The sequence below is a fragment of the Pontibacter ummariensis genome (assembly GCF_900188175.1).
Lineage (GTDB): Bacteria > Bacteroidota > Bacteroidia > Cytophagales > Hymenobacteraceae > Pontibacter > Pontibacter ummariensis.
In genome coordinates, this window is sequence record NZ_FZOQ01000019.1 from 85,092 (window position 1) to 107,269 (window position 22,178).

Annotated in this window: 23 protein-coding genes; 18 read left to right on the forward strand and 5 right to left on the reverse strand. The window is 50.3% G+C overall.

The window, feature by feature from the left end; genetic code table 11:
• Nucleotides 1–82 precede the first annotated feature (82 nt).
• The 4 genes from CHB92_RS18390 to CHB92_RS18410 all read right to left on the reverse strand — a co-directional run bounded on the left by CHB92_RS18390 (nucleotide 83) and on the right by CHB92_RS18410 (nucleotide 4,455).
• Nucleotides 83–1,504, reverse strand: a complete 1,422-nt coding sequence (locus CHB92_RS18390; RefSeq protein ID WP_089320708.1) for a DUF3987 domain-containing protein — start codon at nucleotides 1,502–1,504, stop codon at nucleotides 83–85.
• A gap of 176 nt (nucleotides 1,505–1,680) precedes the next feature.
• Nucleotides 1,681–2,046: a helix-turn-helix domain-containing protein gene (locus CHB92_RS18400; RefSeq protein WP_089320710.1), complete on the reverse strand. Its 366-nt coding sequence runs from the start codon at nucleotides 2,044–2,046 to the stop codon at nucleotides 1,681–1,683.
• Nucleotides 2,047–2,132: 86 nt separating this feature from the next.
• The gene (locus tag CHB92_RS18405) at nucleotides 2,133–3,155 is read right to left on the reverse strand and encodes a hypothetical protein (RefSeq protein ID WP_089320711.1); all 1,023 of its coding nucleotides are present in this window, start codon (nucleotides 3,153–3,155) and stop codon (nucleotides 2,133–2,135) included.
• 10 nt (nucleotides 3,156–3,165) lie between these two features.
• The gene (locus CHB92_RS18410; protein WP_089320712.1) at nucleotides 3,166–4,455 is read right to left on the reverse strand and encodes a site-specific integrase; all 1,290 of its coding nucleotides are present in this window, start codon (nucleotides 4,453–4,455) and stop codon (nucleotides 3,166–3,168) included.
• Nucleotides 4,456–5,352: 897 nt separating this feature from the next.
• On the opposite strand from CHB92_RS18410, the gene CHB92_RS18415 reads away from it, so the two are divergent.
• From CHB92_RS18415 to CHB92_RS18490, 16 genes are all read left to right on the forward strand, one after another.
• A complete protein-coding gene (locus tag CHB92_RS18415; protein WP_089320713.1) occupies nucleotides 5,353–6,906 on the forward strand; it encodes a relaxase/mobilization nuclease domain-containing protein in 1,554 nt (517 codons plus the stop codon).
• A 9-nt stretch (nucleotides 6,907–6,915) separates the two neighbouring features.
• Nucleotides 6,916–7,542: a ParA family protein gene (locus CHB92_RS18420; RefSeq protein ID WP_089320714.1), complete on the forward strand. Its 627-nt coding sequence runs from the start codon at nucleotides 6,916–6,918 to the stop codon at nucleotides 7,540–7,542.
• 131 nt (nucleotides 7,543–7,673) lie between these two features.
• Complete coding sequence (locus CHB92_RS18425; RefSeq protein ID WP_089320715.1) at nucleotides 7,674–8,084, forward strand: hypothetical protein; 411 nt, start codon at nucleotides 7,674–7,676, stop codon at nucleotides 8,082–8,084.
• A gap of 65 nt (nucleotides 8,085–8,149) precedes the next feature.
• Nucleotides 8,150–8,458: a hypothetical protein gene (locus CHB92_RS18430; protein ID WP_089320716.1), complete on the forward strand. Its 309-nt coding sequence runs from the start codon at nucleotides 8,150–8,152 to the stop codon at nucleotides 8,456–8,458.
• 35 nt (nucleotides 8,459–8,493) lie between these two features.
• The gene (locus CHB92_RS18435) at nucleotides 8,494–8,790 is read left to right on the forward strand and encodes a DUF4134 domain-containing protein (RefSeq protein ID WP_089320717.1); all 297 of its coding nucleotides are present in this window, start codon (nucleotides 8,494–8,496) and stop codon (nucleotides 8,788–8,790) included.
• Nucleotide 8,791: 1 nt separating this feature from the next.
• Nucleotides 8,792–9,100, forward strand: coding sequence for a DUF4133 domain-containing protein (locus CHB92_RS18440; protein WP_089320718.1), 309 nt, complete (start codon nucleotides 8,792–8,794; stop codon nucleotides 9,098–9,100).
• A gap of 31 nt (nucleotides 9,101–9,131) precedes the next feature.
• Nucleotides 9,132–11,576, forward strand: a complete 2,445-nt coding sequence (locus CHB92_RS18445) for a TraG family conjugative transposon ATPase (RefSeq protein ID WP_089320719.1) — start codon at nucleotides 9,132–9,134, stop codon at nucleotides 11,574–11,576.
• Nucleotides 11,551–12,222, forward strand: coding sequence for a plasmid transfer protein (locus tag CHB92_RS18450; RefSeq protein WP_089320720.1), 672 nt, complete (start codon nucleotides 11,551–11,553; stop codon nucleotides 12,220–12,222). The genes CHB92_RS18445 and CHB92_RS18450 overlap by 26 nt, the downstream gene beginning before the upstream one ends.
• A gap of 4 nt (nucleotides 12,223–12,226) precedes the next feature.
• The gene (locus CHB92_RS18455; protein ID WP_089320721.1) at nucleotides 12,227–12,877 is read left to right on the forward strand and encodes a hypothetical protein; all 651 of its coding nucleotides are present in this window, start codon (nucleotides 12,227–12,229) and stop codon (nucleotides 12,875–12,877) included.
• On the forward strand, nucleotides 12,861–13,856 hold the full coding sequence (locus CHB92_RS18460; protein WP_089320722.1) for a plasmid transfer protein: 996 nt from the start codon (nucleotides 12,861–12,863) through the stop codon (nucleotides 13,854–13,856). Before CHB92_RS18455 ends, CHB92_RS18460 begins: the two co-directional genes overlap by 17 nt.
• 15 nt (nucleotides 13,857–13,871) lie before the next feature.
• Complete coding sequence (traK, locus tag CHB92_RS18465) at nucleotides 13,872–14,480, forward strand: conjugative transposon protein TraK (RefSeq protein WP_089320723.1); 609 nt, start codon at nucleotides 13,872–13,874, stop codon at nucleotides 14,478–14,480.
• On the forward strand, nucleotides 14,458–14,826 hold the full coding sequence (locus CHB92_RS18470) for a hypothetical protein (RefSeq protein ID WP_179223105.1): 369 nt from the start codon (nucleotides 14,458–14,460) through the stop codon (nucleotides 14,824–14,826). The genes traK and CHB92_RS18470 overlap by 23 nt, the downstream gene beginning before the upstream one ends.
• Nucleotides 14,813–15,979 (forward strand): conjugative transposon protein TraM, encoded by a 1,167-nt coding sequence (traM, locus tag CHB92_RS18475; protein ID WP_089320725.1) that lies wholly within the window; start codon nucleotides 14,813–14,815, stop codon nucleotides 15,977–15,979. Before CHB92_RS18470 ends, traM begins: the two co-directional genes overlap by 14 nt.
• A gap of 9 nt (nucleotides 15,980–15,988) precedes the next feature.
• The gene (gene traN / locus CHB92_RS18480) at nucleotides 15,989–16,783 is read left to right on the forward strand and encodes a conjugative transposon protein TraN (protein WP_089320726.1); all 795 of its coding nucleotides are present in this window, start codon (nucleotides 15,989–15,991) and stop codon (nucleotides 16,781–16,783) included.
• Between the two features lie 59 nt (nucleotides 16,784–16,842).
• Entirely contained in the window at nucleotides 16,843–18,810 is a 1,968-nt protein-coding gene (locus CHB92_RS18485) for a type IV secretory system conjugative DNA transfer family protein (protein WP_089320727.1), read from the forward strand.
• Entirely contained in the window at nucleotides 18,807–19,160 is a 354-nt protein-coding gene (locus CHB92_RS18490) for a helix-turn-helix domain-containing protein (RefSeq protein ID WP_089320728.1), read from the forward strand. The genes CHB92_RS18485 and CHB92_RS18490 overlap by 4 nt, the downstream gene beginning before the upstream one ends.
• A gap of 14 nt (nucleotides 19,161–19,174) precedes the next feature.
• On the opposite strand, the gene CHB92_RS18495 is transcribed toward CHB92_RS18490, so the two are convergent.
• A complete protein-coding gene (locus CHB92_RS18495) occupies nucleotides 19,175–19,492 on the reverse strand; it encodes a M23 family metallopeptidase (protein ID WP_089320729.1) in 318 nt (105 codons plus the stop codon).
• Between the two features lie 421 nt (nucleotides 19,493–19,913).
• Here CHB92_RS18495 and CHB92_RS18505 point away from each other — a divergent pair, with 421 nt between their 5' ends.
• Entirely contained in the window at nucleotides 19,914–20,546 is a 633-nt protein-coding gene (locus CHB92_RS18505; protein WP_089320731.1) for a DUF4099 domain-containing protein, read from the forward strand.
• Between the two features lie 10 nt (nucleotides 20,547–20,556).
• Nucleotides 20,557–21,654, forward strand: a complete 1,098-nt coding sequence (locus CHB92_RS18510) for a DUF3991 domain-containing protein (RefSeq protein ID WP_089320732.1) — start codon at nucleotides 20,557–20,559, stop codon at nucleotides 21,652–21,654.
• Nucleotides 21,655–22,178: the final 524 nt, after the last annotated feature.

Here is a 22,178-nt window from a genome sequence, read left to right on the forward strand (position 1 = left end):
TAGTTGCTGGCACAAGTGGCATCTTTGGCAAGGTAGAACGCGTGCGGGTGGCTTGTGCCGTTCGTGCCATAAATGCCAAAAGCTAAAGGCGCTTCTCGTACTCTCCTCTTCTAGGTTTCTCAAACAATTCTTTGTCGTTGAGCAGCCTTTTGAATGTTCTTTCCGGCACCCCGCACCTCTCTGCTATCTGCACGCCTGTTGCAGTTGTAAAAGCAGCTGGCAAGGCATCGTATAGTCTCTGTTGATCCGTTGGCAGTTTGTCCAGTGGGTTATCGTTAGAGACAGTGGCATGCGCGCAAAGGGCAGTTTTTCTAAAGTACTCTATCAGCAGGATAGCCCCATTCACCGCTTTTGTCTCCACCGCCTGCTTATCAGACTCGCCTGTGGCCCAGTGCAGTAACTGCAGGATGAGCGAGAGTCTGACCGCATAAATCTCCAGCTTGCTATAGATGCCTGCAACCGCTTCATTGGAAGCATTGTTGCACAGGTCTGTGTTTCTCATTTGCCACTCCTTTAGCGCGGCTTTGGCCTCTGGAGTGAACTGCAGGATAGTGGAAACCGGCGTATCTGTATCATCCATTGTTAAGCGCAAGTCCAGGAGGTTAGAGACAATGATGTCCCAGTTTTGGTTGTACTCCTCCGGTAGCTCGGTCTCACTCCAGTAATCTTTCTTCAGTTCCGAAGGCATGGCAAAAAGGATCCTGTCGATAAATCCATTCTGACTTCGGTTATCTTTTGCCATCTCCTCTAAGAGAGCATTTTGGATGGTGCCGGTTACCGGAATAAAGGGCTGGGAGATGAACGTAGGCTCTCCGGTTTTCCGGTCAACTACTATAGGCTTGCTGCTCCAGTTGCTCAGCCAGAACTCCTGTTCGCTCCCCTTGGTGTACCGGTTAAAGTTCTTGGTCCAGGTGGCCAGCTCGTCAACGAATACCCCTATGCCGCGTTTGTTGTGCCTCTTTAACTCGGTGAGCCCTTCAAGAGTGAAGTCAGAAACAATAAACTTCCTCCAAACAGGTTTCGCAGGATCTTCCATAACGCCTTGTTCCTTCCGCTCCTGCTTTGAAAGTCCGACGACACGCTGATACTCCTTCCACTCCTGTTCAAACTGTTTGTAGCTGGCCTTGTCCTTCGCAAAGATGGGCTGGATATACCAGCTGAGGGGATGGCTCTTGTTGGTACCTGGGCGCCCCACCAGCGTAATGTAAAGCAATGCAGACTCTAACCATCCCTTCATCACCTCAACACGGTGGGTGTTGCCAATGGCCAGCGATACAGAGTAGAGGACTGCGGCGCCCGCAAAATCTACGGGAAAGTTCAGGCTCTCATTCGTTGCCCTGATGATCTGCTGCACAGCTACGGGAAATGCCTCCACCGGAAAAGGGTTTTTCTCCTTGCGGTCTGTCTCGTCAAACTTGCTACATATCTGCTGGGCCTCGGCAACGATATTATCCCCATCGATGCCATAAGACTGTAGGTCGAATTGTGGGTTAAAGCTACTCATCAAGTAGCCCCTCCCTGGCGCCAAAGCAATGGACGATACTGGAAAGCCCGGTGTCTAAGAGGAAGGTTAAGGGTATGGCCTTGAGGCGTTTTGAAAACTTCGTATCTTTGATCTGGTTAAATGCTAGTTCCTGCCCCGGCCTGGTCAGAGAATGTAGAGGAGGATCGCTGAGGTGTTCATGCATCGTGCTTTCCTCCTTTCTGTTTGCGCCTGGCACTCCTGGCTAAGGTAAGAGTCACCTCATCATCATTCCCTGGGCTCGCTGTTTGGTTTTCGATCCAGTGTAGTAGCTCTTCCCGGGAGAATACGAGCTTATTGTTGAACTTCTGGTAAGGAATCCCCCTTGATGCCGTCAGTTTGTAGAGGTGTGATTCACTAATAATTATTCCCTGATCCTTAAGGAAGTTCAGCGCCTGCTTCTTGGTCAGGCGCGCCGGAAGTTCTGTTTGTTTAGGCTGTCCAGAAGCTGCTTTAAGATCTAATAACAGAGCCTCCAACCGGTTGAGCCTTCTTTCTAATACTGCAAATGGATTATCCATCATGGCCTTTACTTTAATGTATAAGCCAAAATTGCTAAAGAAAGAAGTTGTAACTTTTGCTAATAAGTTGCACAACTTACTAGCAACTTTTAAGACTTCATGAAATTCCTGATGATCCGGCCCTCTGCTGATATTTTAGCTTCTTCTTTTGACGATGTTCCTTTACTCATTCTCTCAAAATGCTTTCGATAGGCTTCCCTCGACCAGGAGCCACCAAAACTATTCAGTAATGCTTTGTGGAAATCAGACAACTCACTTTCACAATTCTTTTTGATGACTTCAAAGCCTTTTAGCGCCATAATCATGTATACCTGCCTGGTTGGCTTTGTGCCCCAGTATTCTTCCTGTAGTCTTTGGTATATGTCTGCCCCTTCACCTATTAAGTAATCAGAGAGACATATAGGGGGCTGCTCGTTTATGCCACTTGTGCCACAAATGCTACTTGTGCCACTAGAGGAAATAGTAATACTGCCTTTTGCTGTATCCTCCGGTGCGAAGCGGTTCAGTTCTATGCAGGCTGCACTAGTATAATGATCCTTTCTTTCCAGGTATTTAAGGCAGCGAGAAATGAAGTTCTTCGTACGCAGCAACTCATCCGGAACGCCCTCTTCTAACGCGTTGTACTCATCCTCTTTCACCTCAATCCGGAACATCCCCTCATTTATATACATTAAGGCATCCCTTATGTCAGCGTCTGTAATAGAATCTTGGAAATGCTGGAACCATCTATTCGTTACCTTAACTGTAAACTTCTCAACAAACCTATCCAGCCTCCCAAAAAGGACCTCATCGCTCCCCTCATAGCCTGTTAAGTTTATCAAAGTATACCATTTCAAACTATCAAGTTGGGCAGATGTAATCCGCTCCCTTATTTCGCTAGGAAGGACATAAGCCAAGAGAAAAGGAGCAACATACTCTCTCACGGCGTCAATGACACATTCACTGGCTGCTGAACAAAGGTGCTTTATTTCCTCATTCGTATACTCCTCCTCAACCCCAAGCTCCCTCACCCTCTTTACTAGGAATTTCGCGCTTTCCTGCTCAGGTAACTGCTTTAAGTATTTGGTAAGCTCGTAATCCCTCTCGATCCTTTCGCGGTCTCTCTCGATCATGATGTTAACGCTAGAAGTTTGTCAATAAAGCTGCATTCTTTACCCGCTCTTCCTGCTCAAAGGAAGCTAAGTAGTTCTCTGTTGTTTTCAGATCATTATGGCCCAGGCTTTCTGAGATGAAGGCGATGTTGGCCCCAGATCGTTTGAGCACACTAGCGTAGCTATGGCGGGCGGTGTAAGTGGTGATGTGGCCTATGCCCAACTTCTCCCCAATGGCTTTCATCCTGTAATTCATCAGATGGGTGATGTTCTTGATAATGCGACGTTCGTCTGTGGGTGTTTCGTTACCTTTCAGGAAAGGGAATATAAAGTCTTCCGGAGCCCGGGACTTATTCCCCCACTTGGCGATGACCTCCTGCATTTCGGGCGTGATGAAAGCACAGATCAGCTTTTTCCTTTTGGCTTTAGCCACTGTCTTCTGCCTGTAAAAGCAGATTTCTCCATTCCGGATGTTGGAGTACCTAAGCTTACAGATATCGGTAATATTAGCTCCATTGCATAAATAGGAGAAGAACCACAGGTCCCGGCACATAGAGACGGTGTCGGTTTCGCATTCGTATTTGACGATCTTTCCAATATCAGCAATAGTCAAAGCAATGTTTCGTCCCTCAGGCTGGGGTATCTCATACTTGCCTTTGCCGAAAGGGTACTGAGAGGCCTTGATGAAACCAGTGCTCTTGGCATAGTTTATTACCACCTGCAGCGCCCGAATGTAAATTGATATCGTTGTGTAGCTCTTGCCCAGGCCTAGCAAATGGTTCTCATAACGCTTTAACCAAGTAGGGGTGATTTGTGCAAAACTGACTCTGTTAGCCCCTGACATGGCCGTGTCCTTAAACTTTTCCCCTTTAAATAGCTTCAGATCTATATCGCTACGTTCAAACAGTATTATGCTCCTTAGGGTATAGCGGTACCAGTCGGCGGTACCGACCTTGCCACTCTTCTGCAGTTCTTCTATCTTAGCAATGAAAACCGTATTCAGTGTGTTGCTCAGGCCTTTCCCCAAGCGGTTGTTGAGGTTGTCGAAAGAGAAGTTGTCCTGCTTGATGAGGTCTTTCACCTGATCTTTCACCCTGTCAGTCGTCAACTGGATCTCATTTCGAATACCAATCCATGTTTTGCTCTTCGTCACCGGCAGCTTTTCCCAATCCACCAGAGACATAGTCTTACCCGTGGAGTAGTATTTCTGTATCCTCCTGTAGGTAACTCTTACTTTGACTGGATACAGGCCTTCTTTGGTATCCCTACGGGTATCTAAAACTGTGGTAAGGGTAACGCCACTATCTGAGTAGTCAAACATAATGCATTCTTAATATTTGTATGCAAATTAAAAGGGGACATACAATTTGCATACAAATATAGTGAAAGAATGCCACAGGAAGAAAAGGAATGAAAGGGTAAACCACGCAAAAACAGGCTTATATGGTATAAAATACACTGAAAGCAGAAAGAAGAAAAACAGAGAAACACCCCTGTTCTTGTATCATGTACAAGGTATCTTGTACCTTGTACATGATACCAGGTGTAAAGCTCCAGTTGTTCATGCTGGAAATTTAGCCGGTAACAGCAGGAGGTGGGATGTGCTTGGCAACAAGGTTAGCAAAGGTAGATGCAGTAGCCCGCCCTTTCAAAAGCTTATCAGCGTAGCCACTACGCTGGAATGGTGATACAAGGGGCGCGTGTATGCAGGTGTTAGCACTTGCTTTTGAAAAGAGGTAAGAAGCCTCTTTGCCTTCGGGGCTTTTCGGTTTTCGACAACCTGTTATAACTATAGGTCTTACACTTTTCTATACAAAAGCGTGTGACCTATAGCTTTAGGCCTCCGTCTTTTAGCCGAACGTCTAGTTTTTTACTTTATTTCTGCCTGTGATTTTTCTCAGGAGCCAGTGTTTTTATTTCGGGACGTTCTAAAAACTGCCCGTGCCTCTCGTGTTTACTGCCCACAGGAATGCCTGTTTTATCACCGTGCTCTAAGTAATAAGGAAGCAGAGAAAGGTGTAAAGGTGGCTTATAACAGCTGTACAGGCGCAAATTAGAGCATAAGTTGAGCCATTACGGCTCGCCGGTTTTTCAATTAGGGGCCGGAAGCACCTTTACATGCATCCTGTACATTCCATCATGTACCTTGTACACGATACATGGCACCTGGTACCATGCGCCCGTATAATAATTAGTTGAGGTTACAACTTACACATAAATGATAGTAAAGATTCTTTCTTCCTCTGCCACTTTCTCCGGTGTCGTCTACAATGAAGACAAAGTGGAAAAAGGCACAGCCGAGTTACTTGCAGCGGAGAACTTTGGTATGTTGCAGCCTGGCCGCAGTGGTATAGGTGACACAGACTATAAAAGCTACTTCCAGTCCTGGTCCAAGGCAGACGGCAACATACAAAAGGTGAAGCAGCCACAGTTTCATGCTGTTATTTCCTGTGAGGGTAGGGGCAAAGACGCCGTGCAGTTGCAGGAGATCGCGGAGCAGTACCTTCGGAAGATGGGCTACGGGGATAACCCTTACCTTATTTATTTTCATACGGATACCCCAAACAATCATGTGCACCTTGTCTCCACGCGCATCAACCGTGAGGGAAAGAAAATCGACGACTCTTTTGAGCGGACGCGGTCTCAGAAGGCTATGAAGGAGATCCTGCTGCAGGACGTAGGGGAAGAGGTGCGGAAGCACTTGCAGGTAGCGCTGGGCTACAACTTCTCCACCGCGGCTCAACTGAAGTTGCTGCTGGAGCGGGAGGGGGTGAAAGTGAAAGAGACTGCAACAGGGTACAGTTTCATTAAGTACGGTAGCCATATCCACTCCATGGGGCGAGACGCCATCGCTAAGAGAACAGAAGCTTACGTGGCACCAAAAGCGCGTATCCATCAGTTGCGCGCTATCCTAAGCAAATACAAAGCAGGGCTTAGCCCTCAGGAACTAAAGGACTTTCTGCAGCATAAGTTTGGGGTGGAGCTAGTCTTCCACCAGACAAAGGGGAAGCCGGAGCCTTACGGTTACACGATCCTGGACCATGGGAAGAAAGAGGTGTTCAAAGGGGCTCAGGTCATGAAGCTCAATGAACTGCTGCTTCGTACAAGCGACGCAGACCGTATAGCCTCTGCACAAGCCATCGTCTCGACCCTAACCAAAAACAGCGGAGTATCTTACGGAGAGCTTAAAGGGGAGCTCCAGGCACTGGGCTTTACCCTTACCAGGAAGGGAGAAGTCCGGCTCAGGGGCGGCGAGACGCCTATCCTCCAAGTGACGCCTGAAACAATGCGTGCTGTCCATTACAACGAGCGCCTGCAGCATGCCAGGCTCTTTTCTACTAGCAGTATGGAAGAAGCACAGGCGCTCGCCCGCGTTTTCTACCTAAGGCCTGGCAGCCTTCGGATCAATACAGGACCGGATGAGGGGGCAAGGGAGTACACGGCAGACAAGCTCAACAGTATGCTGGCAAACGGCATCCCGTTCTCAGATATAATAGAGCGCAATGGTTGGAGCCTTGTACGAGTGGAAGGGGAGCACTACCTGATTGACAAAGGGGAGAAGACGATTCACAAGATAGGGGAGCTTACAGACCGGAACCTGGAATACAGTCGTGTGAACGTGCTAGAGGTAGACAGCCGCATAGGGGTAGCAGTTGAATACGATAACGGCGCGATCAGCGAAATGCTTTTGTCAGTGGCTTCCATGGTACAGACAGGTAACCGGCAGCTGACACCAGCGGAGAAAAGAAACAAACGAAGAATAAAACGCTAGATATTATAAATGAAAATTGTAGTTGCTAACCAAAAAGGAGGCGTGGGGAAATCTACTACCTGCATTTTGCTGGCCAACTACCTGGCCCTGGAAAAAAGTGAGAGCGTTGTCATTTTTGACATGGACCTTCAGGAGACGGTCTACTCTAAATGGGAGCGGGACCGGGAGCTGTATGCCAACGAGCCCCTGTACGAGGTTGTCAAACTAGAGCTAGAGGACTACCCTGGGTTTGCCAAAGACCTGGATGAGTTGAAAGGCAGTACGCAAGTCATTATCGATATGCCAGGCCGACTTGATGATGACAGCATCCTGGCCGTGATCAAGGATGCAGATCTTATTATCTGCCCTATTGCCTATGAGCGGTCCGTGTTCGAGTCCTCGCATGTTTTTGCACGCGTGGCCCGGCACCTCAATCCCCATAACAGAATTGTGTTCCTCCCCACCAGGCTCAACAAGAGCGTCAAGTACGAAATAAAGGAGAAGGTTAGAGAGGCGATGTCGCAGCTAGGTGAGATTGCCCCCGAGATAGCAGAGCGGGTATCCCTGCAACGGATTGACACCGTGTCGCTCAGCCCTGAGGCGAAGGATGTCATTCAAAACTCCTTTGATTTCATCTACGAGCATTACCTCCAATAAAATTTTTATTCTTCAGGAACTATAACGTATAAGAATATAGTTAGGCTGTAAATTGCTTAAAAAGGTTAATGCGTTATAACGGTAGAAAAGCTGGTTATAAGGTAGTATAACCTTATACAGGTAGTGTTTTTATGAAAAACAACAGGAACAACGCTGTACTGGAGAGAATAAAAGCTAACCTTCTAAATGGTGAACCGAAGGCAGGTGAACCTGTGGAGGAGGAAGCTTCTGCGGAAGATAAGATTGTCCTCAAAAGGCCCTTGCAGGAAGCGTGCTCAGAAGTTGAAATAAGCAATATACTCTCATTAGGGGGCTTTACACAGCTTTACGAAACCTTAGAGAGGGCCAGAGGGGAGATGGGGTTTGACCGGCGGATTGTGTACATAGACAGTGAAAGCGCAGAGGTATTGGACCTGCTGCGGAGAAAGGCAAAGATCAAATCTAACCTGTTGGTAAGCTGCCTGCTCCACGAGTTCTTTAGCAAGCATAAGGAGCTTATACAGGAACTGGTTGAGAAAAGAAATAATAAATTATTAGACTAACCGTATATGCTTAATAATAATAATTTGTTTGTATTTAAGCAGTACGGCAATAAACGTGTTTGATTATGGCATGGAGCGTATTCTTTGGGGTTGTTTTTACATGTTATGCCATATACTACGTGCTAAACATGCTCTTTGACCTGTACAGGGGGCGTAAGCAGAAAAAGGCCCCCGAACAAGTGGTGCAGTATAACCTGCGTGAGCTAGTGGAGCAGGAGGAGAAGCCCAAAGAGGTAACAGACGAACCAGGCAGCAAGGCTGGACCGGCCGATCAGGAAGAGGCGGAAGAACCTGTTCTGCGGGTAGAGGGGCAGGGCATCCCACTAGAAGACTTCCTCCGGGACGCCAAATCATATTCGAGTTCTATTTTTTAATTTTTATTCAATACATTTTATTCTTTTCGCATTTTATGAAAAAGAGGTTTTCATTATCGGCAGTGGCGCTACTAGCGGTAGTGCAGGGGAGCATGGCACAGGGAGTAGCCGGTATAGACGCTGCCTCCTCTGAGCTCACCACTTACGTGGATCCGATCGGCACGCTTATCATTGTGATTGGCGCCATTGTAGGGCTTGTGGGCGGAATCAGGGTCTTTATTAAGTGGAACTCGGGCGACCAGGACGTGCAGAAATCTATCATGGGCTGGATGGGCTCCTGTGTTTTTCTGATGCTGGTAGGGGTGGTCGTTCGGGCGTTCTTTGGGGTATAGCATGAACTCTGACAGACCCTTTAGTGGGTATGCCGTGTACAAGGGGCTGCAACAGCCCCTTGTCTTTAAATCCTTTAAAGGCAGGTACATTTATTGGGGGTTGGCCAGCGTGCTGGCCGGCTTCCTCTCTGCCGCCGCGCTCACCGTCATTTTTAATTTTCTGCTAGGCTTCACCAGCCTGCTGGCAGTTTCCCTTTCCGGGCTGGTTTATACGAACGCGCGTCAGCGGAAAGGGCTGCACAGCAAGACAAAATCAGCAGGGATTTATATAGTCCCTGCCCGTTTCCGTGCGCTAAAAGGGACGAGATAAGCCCCTTTTCGGCTACGAGGCTACTTAGTACATGAAGAACAAGACATTCGCTATGCCATACCTTGGCGTAGGCAGCCACGCCTATGACGTGCTGTATCATGAGACAGGAGACTATTCTGTCATTATTCGCATTATGAACCCCGTGCTTCAATATGCTGCGGACCCGGACGCCTACAAAGCCTTTCACCAGGTATTCTCCAATATAGTGAAGATCCTGGGCGCAGGTTACACCCTGCAAAAGCTGGATGTCTTTGCCCAAAAGCAGTTTGTAAGCAGGAAGGCATCCGACTTTCTCAGCCAAAAGTACAATGAGGCCTTTAGGGGGAGGGAGTACCGGGCTATCACTACTTACCTTGTTGTAACAAAGGATGTACGACGCTCAAGCTTCTTTACCTACGATGAGCAAGACTTCACTACCTTTTTGCGGAATGTCACCAAAGTCGTGGATTTGCTGGAGGCAAAGGCCTTTCATCCGCATGTATTGACTGAGAAAGAAATCAAAGAGCTTACAGGTCGGCTGCTGGCTTTTAACTTCTCAGACAGGGGCTATGCCTTGAACAACTTCTACGCGACGGAGGAGGGGATAAGGCTAGGGGACAGGACCATTAAGAGCATTTCCTTAGTGGATGTAGATGAGATCAACTTCCCGGCTTCTGTCTCTCCCTACACTGAGCTGAACCTGGGTTTTACCCTGCCGGTGGACACGATGCACTTTCTGCACCAGGTGCCCGCCACTGACTGCCTCATCTATCACCAGGTGATACAGATCCCTGATCAGCGGGTGGAGATGGGTAAGCTGATGGCCAAGCGGAAGCGCCATACCTCGATGCCGGACCCAGCCAATGATATGGCAGTGGAAGACATTGACCGTGTCATGGCTGACATTGCCAAAGAAAACCAGCTGCTGGTGTTGGGGCACTACAATATCCTGCTGTCCGCCAGGGAACAGGAATTGGAGAGGGCGGTGAATTACATCGAGAGCGCACTGTTTTCACTGGGCATTATTCCTTCGCATAACGCGCATAACCAGATGGAGCTTTTCCGCTGCATGCTGCCAGGGAATGCCTCCGAGCTAAAAGCGTACGATAAGTTCCAGACGACCTCTGACGCCGCGCTGTGCCTGCTGTTCAAGGAGGGGCTGCTCCAGGATGAGGAATCAGCCTTCCAAGTGTTCTTTTCCGATCGTCAGGGGGTGCCGGTGGCCATAGACACGAGCGACATGCCGGTCCACACAAACCGTATGAATAACCGAAACAAGTTCGTGCTGGGCCCTTCTGGCTCTGGTAAGTCCTTTTTTATGAACCACCTGATTCGCCAGTATGCCCTGCAGGACACCGACGTGATCCTGGTGGACACGGGGCACAGCTACAGCGGCCTTTGCGCCTACTACGGGGGGAGGTACATCACTTATTCAGAGGGAGAGCCTATCACGATGAACCCTTTCCGGATAGCAAGAGAGGAGTTTAACGAAGAAAAGCGGGAGTTCCTAAAGTCCCTTGTCAGCCTTCTGTGGAAAGGCGCCGATGGCATGGTGAATCAAATAGAGGACAGCGTACTTTCCTCTGTGATCTCAGCTTATTATGAAGATTACTTTCAAACGGGTAAGGAGGGTAGCTACCTTAGCTTTCAGTCATTTTATGACTTCTCTATCCAGAAAATAGGGGAGATCGCAAAAGCAGAGTCGATTTCGTTTGACATCAGGAGCTACCGGTTTATTCTAAAGAAGTTTTGCCTCGGCGGGGAGTACGGCTCTGTCCTCAACAATGCCATGGATACCACCCTGTTTGATGAGAGGTTTATCGTCTTTGAGATAGACGCCATCAAAGAGCATAAGATCCTCTTTCCCATTACGACCATCATCATCATGGATGTATTTCTCCAGAAGATGCGCCAGAAGAAAAACCGCAAGGCGCTTATCATCGAGGAGGCCTGGAAAGCCATCGCTTCCCCGCTGATGGCAGGGTATATCCTGTACGTGTACAAGACGGTGCGCAAATTTTGGGGCGAAGCCGTGGTGGTGACCCAGGAGCTGGACGATATCATTGGCAATGCCGTCGTCAAGAACAGTATCATTAACAACTCGGACACGGTCTGTCTGCTCGACCAGACAAAGTTCAAGGACAACTTCTCAGACATCGCGGCGCTGCTTTCGCTCAGTCCGGTCGAGCAGACGAAGATCTTCACGATCAATAACCTGCCTAACAAGGAGGGCCGCGACCGCTTTAAGGAAGTGTACATCAAGCGAGGGGCAAGCGGAGAGGTGTATGGCGTGGAGGTGTCGCTGTATGAGTACCTCACCTTTACCACGGAGCGAAGGGAGAAAGAGGCCTTGCAGGTCTACGTGGGCCGCTACGGCGACTTCCGCCATGCCTTGGAGGTGTTTGTCAGCGATCTGCGGGCTTCAGGTCTGAAGCTAAACGAGTTTATTAGCACTATTAACAAAAACACACATGAGAAAATACCTGTGCTTGGTTAGTGCCCTGCTGCTTAGCGGGGCCACGTCACAGGCCCAGCAACTGGTTTTTGACCCGGCGGTGGTCTCCACCCTCGTGGTAAACCACACGGCCCAGCAGGCGGCGCTGAAGGACATCAAAGAAAAGGAAGGGGAGATTGCCACCCTGCAGCAAACAATTACTTTTAAAATGATCCAGATCAAGGAGCTGGAGGAGAAGATGTACAATTCCCTTAAGACTGTTCAGAGCATTGTGGGGCAGAGTAAGAACATCATTTACGCCTCCCGCATCGCCCAGGATATCGGCAAGTACCAGGGTGAGATGCTGGATCTCGCGCAAGGGGACCCGGAGCTGATGCTGATTGCCGCCAAGACAGAGCTGGAGCTGATTAACCGTACAGCCGACCTGTTCACCTATATCTACCAGGTGGCCGTGGTCGGGACGGACATGAACCTGATGAGCAATGCAGACCGCCTTTCCCTGATTCGCCACGTGGTGGATGAGCTGCGGATCATGCGTGGGTTGTCTTACTCTATCACCAGAAGGATGCGGGTGGCTAAATACGCGGGCCTGTTCAAGACGCTAAACCCGCTAGGGCTCAGGTACCCCAACAACAGCCAGGCGATCATACGCTCCCTGATCGATGAGTACAAGACCCTTAAAAAGTAAGGCCATGCGGAAGAGTAATCTACCTGTACCTCTCCTGTGTGCGCTCCTAAGTGTGGTGGCGTTGCAGAGCGCGCGCGCCCAGGCCCCGGGTGTGACCATCGTGGACGGAAAATACGTGCGGCACCAGCTGGAGCGGGAGGTCGTCACGCGCTGGGGCAAGTTTGACCCCAAGTGGTACTTTATTCTCTTCCACAATAAGTACCGGAAAGGCCCTGACAGACGCAACATGCTCCAGCTCCTTCCTGCTATGGCTGCCGTCATGGCTAACAAAGAGCAGGCGGAGCGGGAAGAGGAGGAGGTAAACACCATTTGGGAGCAGGAAATGTTCAAAGCCGCTGATCGCAGCCTGAACAAAAGCTTCCACCTCCTTTATGGCAGGAAGATCAAGGGTTTAAATGAACAACTGGAGGCGCTGCACCTGGAGGGGGTGACAGCTGGGGTGTCACCTGACATGCTGCTTAAGCTCAGGGGGGAGCATGAGAGGATCAACGCAGACATAGAACTGACCAAAGAGGCCTACGAGGATGATGCCGTGAAAGCGGCTTCTTTCCGGGGCTACCTGGCTGACCTGGTTTCTCTCAGAGGGTATTACCGTCGCATCATCACTTTATTTAAAACTACTAATCGCTTGTCCCACCATGAGGGAGCTAATTGACAAGGCGATCTTCGATCTGTTCGATGCCTTGTTCCTGAACATAAGAGACCTTGCCGGCAGCTTCATAGCTGACGCGCAGGCAGTGGCGGCCATCGCCATGATGCTGTATTTCGCACTGGAGGCGTATAAAATGATGGCAGGGGACGAGCCGGTGCGCTATATGGCCCTGTTCCGGCCCTTCGCCCTGGCTTTGGTAATCATTTCCTGGGGCGGCTTTGTGGACGCGCTGAACTTTCCCCTTACGGTTGTGAAAGACAGTGCCAGGGGCATGTACCAGGGACAGGTGGAGCAGGTGGAGGACCTGCACCGGGAAAGGGTGGCGCTGATTGACAGCGTGGCCCGCAAGCTCTCAGACAGCAGTGCTGACTTTGAGCAGGTGCAGGCCCAGACGCAGGATAAAGACTGGATGGAGACGATGGGCATCGACCTGGAGCCGATGTTTAACAAGATGAAGGGCTACTACCTCATGCTCATGGCCAAGATGCATTTCACCATGATGCGGGTAGTGGAGTACATCGTCATTCTGATCTTTCAGGTGTGCACCTACATCATCTTCTTCCTGCAGATCATCTTCGCCGGCATCCTGGTAATACTGGGACCCTTTGCCTTTGCCATGAGTATCTTCCCCGGCTTCCGGGATTCTTACCTGACGTGGATAGGGCGCTACATCTCCGTAGGCCTTTACTCTACGATCGGCTACATCATTATGTCCATCTCCTTTGTGCTCGTTAAGTACGGCCTGATGAAAGAGATTGAGGTACTCAAGGCGGTTATGGAGAACGAGGAGATGTTCATCGCCTATGTCTCATACCCCTCGGGCAATGTAAGCTTCTATATCGTGAGCCTGATCATCGGAGGGCTGGCCATGCTGACCATACCGGTTATTTCCACCTGGATAGTAAACACCAGCGGTGTCGGCAATGCCATTGGCTCCATGGCCTCCGGCACGAGCAGAGCGGTGCGCACCGTCTCGAGGTAAACTTTTAAAACAATCATGATTCTAAACATCGAAAAGAAAATAAAGCTGGCCTTTGCGATCAGCGCGGGCAGCTTTTTGACCTCTGTTGCCCTGGTGGCCGTAGTTTGCGTGTTCGCCTATGGGCTGGTGAACGAGCAGCGCAAGAGTATTTATGTGCTGGACCACAACGTGCCGGTACTGGTCAGGCAAAGTGAGCAGGGCACAAACCGGGAGGTGGAGTACAAGTCCCACGTGAACATGTTTCACTTGCTCTTCTTCACCCTGCCACCGGACGATGAGTACATCAAGGCCAACCTGGCGAAGGCCATGTACCTGATCGACGACACCGGACTGGCCCAGTACAACAACCTGAAGGAGAAAGGCTATTACAACTCCATCCTGGCCAGTTCTGCCTTGCTGACAATTCAGACGGACAGTATTACGGTGGATGAGAAGCTCCACTTTACCTATTATGCCAGGCAGCGCATCGAGCGTAATACCTCCATAGCCACACGGGCACTCATAACAGAAGGCGACCTGCAGGAGGTGCCCCGCACGGATAACAACCCGCACGGATTGATTATCAAGAACTGGAAGACGGTGCTCAACAAGGACCTGGAGTATGTGGAGAAGAAAAGCTTTTAACAGGCTCCGGCGGCTGGGAAGGCAGGGCAGGGCGTGGGCAGACCGAAATCCCCGACCCATGGTAGCGCTTATGTTTGGCGTGATGGTGACAGGGCTCACGTGGCAGCTCTACGCCCGCAGTAGCAGGCAGGAAAGTTACTTTAGCCCCCTTGCGAAGGCTTACGGGGAGTTCGGGAGGCTACAAACACGCAGCCATGATAAGGCCCTAACAGGGGATGTACTGGAGCTTATGGGGCTCTACACGAGGGCACAAGCCATACACCCGGACAGCCTGACGGCCAGGGACAGCACTTTCCTGGTAGACCTTGACAAACAGCTAAACAGCATTATTAATGAGAAAGATTGATTTCAGGAACGGACGCTATGTCGTACCGCTTATCGTGCTCCCCTTCCTGTTTATTTTCAATTACCTGTACCTGGATACCTTCCAGGCCACGGCACAGCCAGCAGGGGCAGGAACCGCACTAGCTGCCGACAGCACTACCTTTAACGCTTCGCTGCCTGTAGCCAACCTGGAGAAGCGCCAGGTGAAGGACAAGTTCGGGGCGGCCAGGGATGAGTATAAGTACAGGACGGATTACTCCGCCATACGGGAGTTGGGAGAAAACACCAGCACGGAGCAGGAGTACGGAAGCGTCTACACAGAGGAGGAGCGGGCCATGCTCGACAGCCTGAACAACCAGGTCCTGTCTAACCAGAAGCCTGCCGGCTTCATGGAGCGCGTGATCCAGCGCCAGGACCGCAACCGCTATGCATCTGGGGGCACAGCTACACGAAGGGCAGCCCGGAAGCAGGAGTCTGACTACGAGCGGGAGATGCGCCTGTTCAAAGAGCAGATGGCCTACGTCGACAGCCTTAGCAGGGCCGGGGATGAGCCGGAGACAGTCCCGCAAAAGCCCGTTAGCGCAGCACGTGCCGCTGGGCCCGAAGAGCAGGAGTCAGAGGCTCTTGCTGTTAGTAAGACCGCTAACCCCAATGCGTCCTACTTCAACACAATCGCCAGTAACCCCAGAGAGCAATTGATCAAAGCCATCCTGGATGAGGGGTTGAAGGTGCAGGAGGGTGGCCGGGTGCGTGTCAGGCTGCTAGACAACATTTATATTGCAGGAACGGAGTTACCCAAAGGAACTTACCTCTATGGTCTGGTTACGGGCTTTAGTGCCCAGCGGATAGACATTACCATTGGTTCTGTTCTTTTAGATGAGCAAGTGGTCCCGGTGAGCCTGAGCGTCTATGACAATGACGGCATGAAAGGACTGTATGTGCCCGACTCACAGTTCCGGGACTTCACGAAGGAACTGGCAGGCAGGGCCACCCAGGAACAGCCCCTGAACTTTGAGCAGAACCCGGAGAACTCAGCCCAGGTGCTTTACTCTATGGCGGACCGCATGGCGCAGACGGCTTCCAGGGCGGCAGGCAACGCCATCAGGAAGAACAAAGCCACTCTTAAATACAATACCGTCGTGTACTTGATTGACAACAAAGCAAAACGCAGATAAGCAAACATCATGAAACGCCTTTTAACCTTTTTATACTTTACCCTGCTCTCCTTTATTTCCTCAGCGCAAACGCAGGAGCCGCAGGTTATCTTTGTGCACGAAGACATCTCCACGCATATCATCAGCCCGGAACCCATCATGTATGTGGATATTTCCACTGATGATGTGGCAGGGGATATTCCGGTCACCAATATCCTTCGCATCAAGCCTAAGAGCGGGGCTCCCGCTTTAGGCGTCGTAACGGTGGTGGGAGAGCGGTTTATGGTCCAGTACCGACTTCGATATGCCTCATCCTCCCAAGGGGCCGACACAGAGATCAGGATAGACCCGACACAGGTGGATGAGTACCTCAACCCGGCGGTACCCATGAGCAGGGCAGATATGAAGCGCCTCTCGCTGCAGGCCTTGCAGCAGGCTCCGGGGATAAAGCACAGGTACACCCGAAAGCACAAGATGGAGCTCACGCTTAACAATGTTTTCATGGTAGGGGACTACTTCTTCGTAGATGTGTCGATGAAGAACAGGGCGAACATTCCCTATAGCATTGACCAAGTGCGCTTCAAGATCGAGGATAAGAAAGTGGTGAAAGCCACTAACTTTCAGCAGACGGAGATCAAGCCTGTCTTTGCGCTCCATGGCACAGGAAGCTTCAAGCGCAAGTACCGCAATGTCTTTGTGTTTCGGAAGTTCACATTTCCTGAAGAGAAGGTTTTGAGGATGGAGGTGTCAGAGCAGCAGGTGTCTGGCCGCTGCCTGACCCTGGAAGTGGACTACAAAGACGTCCTAGACGCGGACATACTGTAGTTCTGATGAAGATCATGAGGTTAATGACGTTAATGCTGTTTAGCTGTATCTGGTAAAAGATGGAGGAATCTAGCGAGATAAAGCGGCTGTACTCGTTCCTGCAGGGGTTGGTCTACTTTTCCCTCTTTGTAGAGTTTGGGGTGCTGCTGTTTTCCGGGGCTCCCTTTCTCTCCGCTATAAGACCGGTGGTAGAAAGGTTGGCACGGCTGCCGATCTATGACAACATTTACTTCTCCAAAGCTTTCACCTTTGCGCTCATTCTGATTGTGTCCATTGGCACGAAAGCAAGGAAGGATCTGAACCACAACCCCAAGAGGCACATCATGTTGCCGCTTCTCCTGGGCGGTGTCCTGTTTCTCTCATCCGGTCTTTTCTACTTTTATGTCCATGGCACGGCGTTGTTTTGCGGCGTTACCCTGTTTGACCTGCTCTACTGTTTGTTTTCACTGATAGGTGCCCTCCTCATGCACATTGCCCTGGACAATGTCTCCAAACACGTCCAAAGCGGGCTGATGAAGGACAGGTTCAACGTGGAGAATGAGTCCTTTGAGCAGTCAAAGGATCTGGTGAGCAGCCCTTACTCGGTAAACATTCCCATGCGCTACTATCATAACAGAAAGGTAAACAAGGGTTGGCTGAACGTGGTGAACCCTTTTCGGGCAACGCTTCTGATCGGGACCCCTGGTTCCGGGAAGTCTTTTTCGGTCGTGAACCCCTTTATCAAGCAGATGTTGGCCAAGGGGTTCTCTATGGCGCTGTATGATTTTAAATTCCCGGACCTGGGGAGGATCGCGTACTACCATTACCTGGTGAACAAGAAGAAGGGGGCCTTAAGGAACCACCGCTTCCATGTCATCAACTTCAACAGCGTGGAGCACAGCCGCCGTTTTAACCCGCTCAAGCCAGCATACCTGCCTACCCTGGCAGATGCCATAGAGACGGCGGAGGCTCTCCTGCAGTCGCTTACCAAGAATGACAAGGAGAGCGGTGCGGCCCAGTTTTTTACCCAGTCGGCGGTTAACTTTCTGGCTAGCTGTATTTTTTTTCTGAGCCGTTACCAGGAAGGCCGTTACTCTACTTTCCCCCATGTGATGGCACTTGTTAACCTGGGTTACGATGAGATCTTTGACTTGCTGTTTACCGAGCCACAGCTGATGAGCCTGCTTTCTCCCTTTCGCACGGCTTACCGGAACAAGGCCTTTGACCAGTTGGAGGGACAGATCGGCACGCTAAAGATCAACATCGGGCGGCTGGCGACAAAGGAAACCTTTTGGGTGCTTTCAGGAGACGACTTTGACTTGAAGATAAGTAACCCGGCAGAACCATCGGTCCTGGTGATCGCCAATGATCCCTCGACGCAAAGTATTAATAGTGCGTGCAACGCGTTGATCCTAAACCGTATGACCAAACTGATCAACTCTAAGGGGAACCTGCCCTGTGGCCTGATTGTGGATGAGTCCCCGACCCTTTATGTGCACAAGGTGGAGAACCTGATAGCCACCGCGCGGAGCAATAAGATAGCCGTCTTGTTAGGGCTCCAGGAACTCCCGCAGCTAAAGCAGCAGTATGGCAGGGAAACGGCCGATACCATCTGCTCTGTCGCTGCCAATGTGCTGAGCGGGTCCGTGCGGAACAAGGAGACGCTGGACTGGCTGGAGAAAATATTCGGTAAGGTAAGGCAGCAGAAGCAGGGGGTGAGCATTGACCGAAACCGTACCTCTGTTAGCCTAAACGAGGAAATGGGAGCCCTTATTCCTGCCTCCAAGATAGCTAACCTCCGGGCGGGAGAACTAGTCGGACAGGTGGCCACTGACAGTACCGATTATGATGGCAGGCACGTAAGCAGTACCTACAACTGTAAAATTGACCTCGATATAGAGGCCATAGCAAAGGAAGAAGCGTTATATGTAGATATGCCTAGATTTTATACTTTTGGAAAAGACACCGAGCGGGTTTCTAAACTTGAAAACAACTTTATAAAAATCAACAAAGACATCGCCTCACTTATAGCCGAATTTCAAGTATGAAGATAGCCCTTAGCGATATTGGGGAGAAGCTGAGCTCCTTCCGTAAGACCCTGAACCTTTCTCAGAAGGAAGTTGCCGTGGCAATGGGCGTGCACCAGACACAGATCTCGAAGATAGAAAACGGAGAAGGGGGCAGTATTGAGCTGCTGCTACTTGTCCTGAACTATTACGGTAACAATTACAACGTCAAGTTCGTGCTGGGGGATGAGTTTGAAGTGATTGTCAATTCCCCGGGAGACTCTTTGACCAGCCCTTACAATAAAATAGCCGTTGAAAAGCTGACGATGCTGGAGGGGGAGATTTCCTCCCAGTTGGCTGACATCAGGAAGCTATTAAGCAGCTCCTCCTGAGTGGAGGCATGGCGCTACCGCCTTGCTTTCGCTATTTCACGGTATATCAGATCAAGGTAAGGAGTAGGGTCTACTACGCGGGCTCCATGCTTTAGTGAAAAGTGAAGGTGTTCTCCTGTGCTTCGCCCGGTGCTCCCCGTGATGGCGAGCACGGTGCCAGCCTGCACCAGCGCTTCCTCCCGAACAAGAATAGTGGACAGGTGACCGTATACGCTTCTGTAAGCCCCGTGTGCTACCTCTATGTAGTTGCCAAGCCCCTTGCTGTAGCCGACCTTGCTGACCTTCCCAGGCATGATTGCCAGTACGGAATCCTGGCTGGCTTTGAAGTCTATTCCTTTGTGAAGAGAGGTTTAGCCCGTAAAGGGATCCACCCTCATGCCATAGGGGCTATTAAGAAGGAGGCTTGACAGCGGCATAGAGACAGGAGGACGTTTCATTGTAAGCGCAGCCGGAACTATGGGAGGTAAGGCTTCAGGCCTTTCTGCTGCAGCCTCTTCTGCCTCCCTTGTTTGAACCTGCACGGAAGGCAGGGGGGCAGCTTTCCTAATGGTGTTAAACTGGCTGTAGGCGGGGAGGGCAAAAAGGACAAGGGGTGCTAACAAGCAGAGCTTTAACATGGGATAATAAAAGCAGTAATAAAGCCCAACACCAGTATTCTATAAAAGGTTTAAAACAGCAAATTTGTTGCTATTGGCACTGCAAATTTAGTTATATTACATAATGCCAAGATAAGTATACGTTATACGCATTGATATGAACTTTGACATCAAGGATCTTCCGTTTGCACAGTTCGAGAAGCTGGGATTGAGCAGGAAGGACGTTCTGAACATGAAGCCTGAGGACCTTGCCAACTTGCTTTCAGGCAACCGGACAAGTCTTCTCACGCTTTCTGTAGAATTGACAAACGGACAGCGGTTCGAGACGGAGGCCAAGCTTTCGCTTTACAGAAACCCGGACAAGTCTGTGTCGATTTACGTGCACCCGGTACGTGCGCAACTAAAGAATGATATCGGTGCTACCGCTGAGGAGCTCTCACATCTTAAGCAGGGAGGGTTGCTTGTTAAGGACCATACTGCCCTGAACGGGGAGAGAGAACCGCATTTCTTTCAGTTGGACAGAGACACAAACGAGATCCTGCGGGCGAGGGTCCGGGACTTTGTGGTACCGAGCGCTATCAGGGATGCAGTCCTCAGCCCGGACCAGAAGGAGCAGCTCCGTCAAGGAAAGATGATTGAGCTGGAGGCAAAAGGAGGAAAGGAAGTCATCCGCGCCCGCGTGGACTTAAATGAACCGCGGGGCTTTACGACTAATCCGGAGATTCTTGGGCAAAAAGAAAACAGGGGATTCAGCCCTGAGAAGGTGAAGCCCTCCGGCCTGAAGCGCTAAAGCAAGACAAATGACGACTTTCAGAGAGTATAAGGATAAAGTGCCTATCATACAGGTAGCAGAGGCCCTGGGCTACGTGGTGAACCTAAAGAAAGGCAGGCGAAGGCTGGAGTACAAGCATCCAGACGGGGACACTGTTATCATCAACAATCCGAATGACAGTGCCAAGCAGCTTTACTTTAACCGTAACGGCAGCGTGGACAGGGGCTCTGTTGTTGATTTTGTGGCCAATAGGCTCTACAGGTTCAATGAAAGCTATCAGTCGGACACGGAGGGCATCAATAAAGTCCTCGCACGGTTTGCGGGGGAACCCTACACCTTTAAGCCTGTCTTTATGCCTGCACCCGCAAAGCCCTTTGTGGAAGGACGTTATGAGGTGATGCCGTTGTCAGTGGCCAAGCTCCATTACCTGACGAAAGAGCGTGGCCTGAGCTGGGAGACTGTGGAGAAGTTCCTCCCCTTTATCCGGCTTGTAAAGGACACTCACAAAGAGCCGTCGCAGCAATTCCCTAACATTGCGTTCCCGCTAACAAGGCCGGGCGCTTCGGACATTGTCGGCTATGACCTGAGAAACTACGGGTTTAAGCGGGTCGCCCCTGGCAGCGATCGCCAGAGTGGCATGTGGATCGCAGACTTCGCCGGGGATCCTGCCCGTACGAGGAATGTTTATTTTGGAGAAAACCCCATAGACATGATGAGCTTCTACCAGCTCAAAAGAAAGGAGCTGGACATCGGGTCGTCGGCCTTTGTTTCCTTTGGCGGAGGCATTTCACGAAACCAGATACGCCTGGCCCTCGAGCACTGGCCGCAGGCAGCGAAGAACACCCTCTTTGACAATGACTACCAGGGCAAGGTCTACGACATCACCTTGGCCGCTGCCATATCCGGTAAAGAAAGTTCCTTCAGAAAAGAGGGCGATGACCTGCTGTTTAAGGCCAATGGAAGGAACTTTACCATTCACGCAACGAAGCTTAACCTAAGTGTATTTGAGCGGGAATCGGGCATAAGGTCCGGGCTTCATGTTCATAAGTCGAGAGGCGTTAAAGACTTCAATGAGATCATACGCTCTCCTGCGCATGAAAAACAAAGCCTTCAGCTGAAAAGGTAAGACTCCATATCTCTGTTCCTGTACGACGGCAAAGGTTTTCAGCCAAGTGCCTGGAGAAGGAGACTTACAACAAATTTATGGTTGAAAAGATGCTCTTAGCCCTTGTTTCATTAGGTTAATGAGGCCCATGATGCCCATGATGATCAGTAGCTTTGTAGATCCCCACAGGCCTGATGGCGAATTAGTTTTCATGCCATGTGCTTCAGAAACTGCTCCTGCCTTGTGTTACTATTGGGCCTGGAGTACTCTCAAATCTACCAGGCAGATCACGATCTCCTGTTGCAATGCATAGAATCTTTTCGTCCACTTATTCATTCTGGGCTCTATGTCCCTATGTCCGCAAAGAGTGGAAATCTCCTCCAGGTCCCTCATCCGTTTTTGGAGCTTTGCATAAAGCAGACAAGAATAATTAGGATTACATATATTTGCAGTGCCAGCCCCTAAATACGCCAAGGCCGATGAGGAGCAGGAGGTTTATTCTGTAACCAGATGCTTATGAAGCGATGACCGAAAGTAAAAAGGTA

Coding starts and splice junctions, on each gene's coding strand:
- CHB92_RS18425 (WP_089320715.1), top strand. CDS start 7,674: ATGAAAAACAACAGGAACAACGCTGTACTGGAGAGAATAAAAGCTAAC.
- CHB92_RS18435 (WP_089320717.1), top strand. CDS start 8,494: ATGAAAAAGAGGTTTTCATTATCGGCAGTGGCGCTACTAGCGGTAGTG.
- CHB92_RS18455 (WP_089320721.1), top strand. CDS start 12,227: ATGCGGAAGAGTAATCTACCTGTACCTCTCCTGTGTGCGCTCCTAAGT.
- CHB92_RS18430 (WP_089320716.1), top strand. CDS start 8,150: ATGGCATGGAGCGTATTCTTTGGGGTTGTTTTTACATGTTATGCCATA.
- CHB92_RS18415 (WP_089320713.1), top strand. CDS start 5,353: ATGATAGTAAAGATTCTTTCTTCCTCTGCCACTTTCTCCGGTGTCGTC.
- CHB92_RS18485 (WP_089320727.1), top strand. CDS start 16,843: ATGGAGGAATCTAGCGAGATAAAGCGGCTGTACTCGTTCCTGCAGGGG.
- CHB92_RS18420 (WP_089320714.1), top strand. CDS start 6,916: ATGAAAATTGTAGTTGCTAACCAAAAAGGAGGCGTGGGGAAATCTACT.
- CHB92_RS18390 (WP_089320708.1), bottom strand. CDS start 1,504: ATGAGTAGCTTTAACCCACAATTCGACCTACAGTCTTATGGCATCGAT.
- CHB92_RS18400 (WP_089320710.1), bottom strand. CDS start 2,046: ATGATGGATAATCCATTTGCAGTATTAGAAAGAAGGCTCAACCGGTTG.
- CHB92_RS18440 (WP_089320718.1), top strand. CDS start 8,792: ATGAACTCTGACAGACCCTTTAGTGGGTATGCCGTGTACAAGGGGCTG.
- CHB92_RS18410 (WP_089320712.1), bottom strand. CDS start 4,455: ATGTTTGACTACTCAGATAGTGGCGTTACCCTTACCACAGTTTTAGAT.
- CHB92_RS18490 (WP_089320728.1), top strand. CDS start 18,807: ATGAAGATAGCCCTTAGCGATATTGGGGAGAAGCTGAGCTCCTTCCGT.
- CHB92_RS18470 (WP_179223105.1), top strand. CDS start 14,458: ATGTGGAGAAGAAAAGCTTTTAACAGGCTCCGGCGGCTGGGAAGGCAG.
- CHB92_RS18505 (WP_089320731.1), top strand. CDS start 19,914: ATGAACTTTGACATCAAGGATCTTCCGTTTGCACAGTTCGAGAAGCTG.
- CHB92_RS18460 (WP_089320722.1), top strand. CDS start 12,861: ATGAGGGAGCTAATTGACAAGGCGATCTTCGATCTGTTCGATGCCTTG.
- traN (WP_089320726.1), top strand. CDS start 15,989: ATGAAACGCCTTTTAACCTTTTTATACTTTACCCTGCTCTCCTTTATT.
- traK (WP_089320723.1), top strand. CDS start 13,872: ATGATTCTAAACATCGAAAAGAAAATAAAGCTGGCCTTTGCGATCAGC.
- CHB92_RS18450 (WP_089320720.1), top strand. CDS start 11,551: ATGAGAAAATACCTGTGCTTGGTTAGTGCCCTGCTGCTTAGCGGGGCC.
- CHB92_RS18405 (WP_089320711.1), bottom strand. CDS start 3,155: ATGATCGAGAGAGACCGCGAAAGGATCGAGAGGGATTACGAGCTTACC.
- CHB92_RS18445 (WP_089320719.1), top strand. CDS start 9,132: ATGAAGAACAAGACATTCGCTATGCCATACCTTGGCGTAGGCAGCCAC.
- CHB92_RS18510 (WP_089320732.1), top strand. CDS start 20,557: ATGACGACTTTCAGAGAGTATAAGGATAAAGTGCCTATCATACAGGTA.
- traM (WP_089320725.1), top strand. CDS start 14,813: ATGAGAAAGATTGATTTCAGGAACGGACGCTATGTCGTACCGCTTATC.